This is a genomic window from Sphingomonas bacterium (assembly GCF_903644055.1).
GTDB lineage: Bacteria > Pseudomonadota > Alphaproteobacteria > Sphingomonadales > Sphingomonadaceae > Sphingomonas_I.
In genome coordinates this window covers 1-4,088 of the sequence record NZ_CAHJXD010000095.1, presented here as the reverse complement: position 1 = coordinate 4,088, position 4,088 = coordinate 1, and the positions used below count along the sequence as shown (strand labels likewise).

General features: G+C 69.1%; 4 protein-coding genes, 1 tRNA gene and 1 pseudogene. 5 read left to right on the top strand and 1 reads right to left on the bottom strand.

Features of this window, described 5'->3' with window-relative positions:
• Both HUU94_RS04080 and HUU94_RS04075 read left to right on the top strand, forming a co-directional pair.
• A pseudogene (locus HUU94_RS04080) lies at nt 1-276 on the top strand (hypothetical protein); the annotation flags it as partial.
• Nucleotides 267-342 (top strand) — tRNA-Ile (locus HUU94_RS04075). The pseudogene HUU94_RS04080 and the gene HUU94_RS04075, both read left to right, overlap by 10 nt.
• Before the next feature lie 254 nt (nt 343-596).
• On the opposite strand, the gene HUU94_RS04070 is transcribed toward HUU94_RS04075, so the two are convergent.
• Complete coding sequence (locus HUU94_RS04070; RefSeq protein ID WP_174273835.1) at nt 597-887, bottom strand: hypothetical protein; 291 nt, start codon at nt 885-887, stop codon at nt 597-599.
• A 97-nt stretch (nt 888-984) separates the two neighbouring features.
• Between HUU94_RS04070 and HUU94_RS04065 the strand changes: the two genes are divergently transcribed.
• From HUU94_RS04065 to HUU94_RS04055, 3 genes are all read left to right on the top strand, one after another.
• Complete coding sequence (locus HUU94_RS04065) at nt 985-1,590, top strand: LysE family translocator (RefSeq protein ID WP_174273834.1); 606 nt, start codon at nt 985-987, stop codon at nt 1,588-1,590.
• Between the two features lie 105 nt (nt 1,591-1,695).
• Nucleotides 1,696-1,908 (top strand): hypothetical protein, encoded by a 213-nt coding sequence (locus tag HUU94_RS04060; RefSeq protein WP_174273833.1) that lies wholly within the window; start codon nt 1,696-1,698, stop codon nt 1,906-1,908.
• Between the two features lie 5 nt (nt 1,909-1,913).
• Nucleotides 1,914-4,088: ribonuclease R family protein (locus HUU94_RS04055; RefSeq protein WP_174273832.1), on the top strand; the 2,175-nt coding region annotated here is incomplete at its 3' end.

Sequence of the window (4,088 nt, the reverse complement as noted above, 5' to 3'; positions counted from 1 at the left end):
CGGCTGTCGCGCGACCGCAGCGCGCGGCGCCGCGTCACGCTGACGCTGACGCGGCCGGGGCGGCTGGTCGGGCGGAGCGCCGGGCAGTTGCGCGATCCGCAGGGCCAGGATGCGCCGATGCTGGCGCTGGGGTTCGCGCTGCGGCTGGTCGAGAAGCTCGCCGATCAGGCGGGCGGCGCGCTGACGATCGCCGACGATCGGCTGATGCTCACGCTGCCCGCGCGCGCTTGCCAGCGCGGGCCGGGTTCCGCTATCGCCACGCCCGTGGGCCTGTAGCTCAACGGTTAGAGCTGGCCGCTCATAACGGCTAGGTTGCGGGTTCGATTCCTGCCGGGCCCACCAGTCTTGAATTCCAGGACGGATCGATATTCCGGCTGAGAACCAATCCCAACAGTTCGTGTATCCACGGTGACGCAAGATCTATGTGGCGGACCCGGAGCAAGGGGCGGCGGTCTTTTAATGTCGATCAGTTCGAGAGGCTGTCCTGTTCAAGCTGGAACGTCACCCCGGCCTTGAGCCGGGGTCCCGCTTCTTCTTCAGCGCCGCCAAGAAGCGGGACCCCGGCTCAAGGCCGGGGTGACGAGAGATCAACGATTCTAGCGGCTCAGCCGTTTGTGGTTGGCGGCGACCTTGCGGCCGTAATGGCGGATCGCCTTGCGCGAGCCGGTCAATGGCGTGAAACCGAACTGTCCGGTCATCATCCCGGCCTGTATTTCCAGCGCCGCCTGCATCTTTTCGGCGATCATCAGGCGGGTTTCGGCACCATCGGGATCGCCGCCCGACGCGAGCTTGCCCATGCGCAGCGCGACCACCGCCGATGCCTCGATACCCAGCGACCAGGCTTCCATGCCGGCGCGCATCCAGTCGCCATAGGCCTTGCTGTACATCGAATTTCCCCAAAATTGTCTTATCGACAACGTCCCGCCGCCCGGATCGGGCCCGGCGCTTAGTGACCCGGCCGCGTGGCTGGAGTAAGCCGGCGCCATGAATGTCGCCACGTTTTTCGCAGCGGTGCTGCCCTTCGCGATCGCGATGTCGTTCACGCCCGGCCCGAACAATCTGATGCTGGCGAGCGCCGGCGCGCGGTTCGGCTTCGCGCGGACGCTGCCGCACCAGCTCGGCATCCTGATCGGCGTCGCGGTCATGATGCTCTGCGTCGGCTTCGGCATCGCGGCGTTGATCGCGGCGGCGCCCCCGCTCTACGCGGCGATGAAGATCGCGAGCATCCTCTACATGCTCTATCTCGCCTGGCGGATCGCGACCGCCGAATCGGTCGCCGATGTGTCCGGAAAAGCCGGGCCGATGGGGTTCTGGGCGGCGGCGGGCTTCCAGTGGATCAACCCGAAGGCGTGGATCATGACGCTGACGGCGGTGGCGACCTACACGACGCTGAAGAGCGATCCGCGCCCGCAGATAGTGATGCTCGCCCTCGTGTTCGCGCTGGTCGGCGCGGCGAGCAGCTCGGCCTGGGTGCTGTTCGGCCAGCTCATCCGCCGCTACCTGACTTCGCCGCGCCGCCGCATCGCCTTCAACCGAACGATGGCCGTGCTGCTGATCGCTTCGATCGTCCCCGTGATCTTCGAGCGATGAGCAAACGTGGGCCGGCGCCTCGCCGCGATTGACGCGCGGGCCGCTTCGCTGGCACCCTGGCGGCGCCCGATCCGGGCGATCGACCGCCAGCCTTCAGGAGCCGCAATGATTCCCACCCCCGATTGGGACGAACCCTGCCTGCTCACCGGCGGCGGCACCGAGCATCGCGGCACGCTCGCCGAACTCGTGCTGATCGCGACGCGCGACGAATTGCCCGACCGGCCCGAATATCTGCTCGTCTCGCAGCATCTCGGCGAGGTCGACAACGAGCAGCTCGAGGATCTCCGCCGCCGTCCCGATTTCCCCGGATCGTCCTGATCGGCATGGCCAAGCGCCCGCACGGCCTGCCGACCCGCCAGCAGATCCTCGATTTCATCGCGTCGAGCGATACGCCGGCGGGCAAGCGCGAGATCGCGCGCGCCTTCGCGCTGCATGGGCAGGAGAAGATCGCCCTCAAGGCTTTGCTCAAGGACATGGCCGACGAGGGGCTGATTGACAGCGCCCCCGGCCGCGCGTTCCACAAGATGGGCGGCATCCCCAAGGTGACGGTGTTGCGCGTCGTCGATATCGAGGGCGGCAGCATCTTCGCGGTCCCCGAGAGCTGGCACGGCGACGCCGCCCCGCCGCGCCTCCGCGTGATCGAGCGCGGGCGCAAGGGCGCGGCGTTCGGGATCGGTGACCGCATGCTCGCGCGGACCGAGGAGGCGGGAACCGGCTGGACCGCGCATCCGATGAAGCGGCTGGCGCGCGGCGAGGAGCTGGTGCTCGGCGTGCTGCGCCGGGAGGGCGACCGCGTCTGGCTCAAGCCCGTCGAGAAGCGCGAGCGGCACGAGCTGCTCGTCTCCGACATCGGCGGCGCGGAGATCGGCGATCTCGTCCTTGCCGAGAAGGCCGGGCGCCCGCCGCGCATCACCGCGCGCGTCACCGAAAAGCTCGGCAAGCCGTTCGAGACCAGGAGCTTCAGCCTGATCGCGATCCACAAGCACGGCATCCCCGACATCTTTCCCGAAGAGGCGATCGGCGAGGCCGAGACGATGGCGCGCCAGCCGATCGGCGAGGGAAGGGAGGATCTGCGCCACCTGCCGATCGTCGCGATCGATCCCGCCGATGCGCGCGACCATGACGATGCGGTGTGGGCCGCCCCCGACGACGATCCCGCCAATCCCGGCGGCTTCCGCGCAATCGTCGCGATCGCCGACGTAAGCTATTACGTCCGCCCCGGCGGCGCGCTGGACGCGCAGGCGCGGCGGCGCGGCAATAGCGTCTATTTCCCCGATCGCGTCGTGCCGATGCTGCCCGAGACGCTCTCGGTGGACATCTGCTCGCTCAAGGAGGGTCAGGACCGCGCCGCGCTCGCCTGCCATCTTACGGTCGCCGCGAACGGCACGCTCAAGGCCTGGCGCTTCACCCGCGCGCTGATCCGGGTGGCGGCGAATATCGCCTATGAGGATGCGCAGGCGCTGATCGATGGCGCCTCTTCTCCCCTCCCGCTTGCGGGAGGGGCCGGGGGTGGGGGGACGCCGGAGGGAAGCGATGTCCCTCAAGCCACCGTCGCACCCCACCCCCAACCCCTCCCGCAAGCGGGAGGGGAGCGCGTACCGCCCCAACTCCTCGAAACCGCGCTCCGGCCGCTCTGGGCGTGCTGGGCGGCGCTCGCCAAGGCGCGCGATGCGCGGGCGCCGCTCGATCTCGATCTGCCCGAGCGCCGCGTGGTGCTCGACGAGAAGGGCCGCATCCTCTCGGTCGCGCCGCGCGAACGGCTCGATGCGCATCGGCTGATCGAGGATTATATGATCGCCGCCAACGTCGCCGCCGCCAAGGCGCTGGAGGCGAAGAAGGCGCAGGTGATGTACCGCGTCCACGAGCCGCCGAGCCGCGAGAAGCTCGTCGCGCTCAAGGATTATCTCGCGACGTTCGACATCGCCTTCGCGCTCGGCCAGGTCGTCCGCCCCGCGACGTTCAATCATATCCTCGGCCGCCTCCACGATCATGATGCGCGCCCGCAGATCATGGAGCAGGTGCTGCGCACGCAGACGCAGGCCTATTACGCGCCCGCCAACCATGGCCATTTCGGGCTCGCGCTGGGCAGCTACGCGCATTTCACCTCGCCGATCCGCCGCTACGCCGATCTGCTCGTCCATCGCGCGCTGGTCGGCGCCTACGGCCTCGCGCCGGCGATCGAGCAGACGCGGCTGGCGCCCGCCGACGCCGCCGATCTCTCGCTGGTCGGCGAGACGATCTCCGCCGCCGAGCGCCGCGCGATGGCCGCCGAACGCGAGACGATCGACCGCTACGTCGCGGCCTATCTGTCCGAGAAGGTCGGCGAGGTGCTGGAGACGCGGATCACCGGCGTCCGCGCGTTCGGCTTCTTCGCGACGGTCGAGGGGCTGGGCGGCGACGGCCTGGTCCCCGTCTCGACACTCGGCACCGAATATTTCCGCTACGACGAGGCCGCGCAGGCGCTGATCGGCGAGGCGAGCGGCGAGCGCTATGCGCCG